The organism is Lentzea albidocapillata (assembly GCF_000719115.1).
Taxonomy (GTDB): Bacteria; Actinomycetota; Actinomycetes; order Mycobacteriales; family Pseudonocardiaceae; genus Lentzea; species Lentzea albidocapillata.
Window position 1 is genome coordinate 1 of the sequence record NZ_JOEA01000086.1, and the last position, 366, is coordinate 366.

At 66.4% G+C, this 366-nt stretch carries 1 pseudogene; it reads right to left on the bottom strand.

Annotation, left to right across the window (positions count from 1 at the left end):
* Window positions 1-366: pseudogene (locus IG04_RS0141930) on the bottom strand (hypothetical protein); the annotation flags it as partial.

Genomic DNA, 366 nt, shown 5'->3' on the forward strand with positions numbered 1-366 from the left:
ACGAGACGTAGACGAACAGGCTGCCCTTGCCCGCGGGCGCAAGCGTGTGGGTGTGCGAGCCGCAGTCGGTGCGCACGGAGGCGATGTGCTTGATGTCGGTGGGATCGCGGACGTCGAAGATCCGTACGCCCTCCCACGCCACCGGGTTGGTGGCCGGCGTGTTGACGCTGTCGCACTCAGGCTTGCTCTGCGGCGTGTCGACCGACGAGAACAGCAGTCCGTTGTAGACCGACACGTCTCCCTGCCCGCCGTTGCACGGCTTGAACACCACCTGCCGCACGGCCGCGGGGTTCGAGATGTCGATGATGCGGAACCCGCTGAAGGTGCCCGCGTAGGCGTAGTTCCCTTCGAACGCGAGGTCGGACT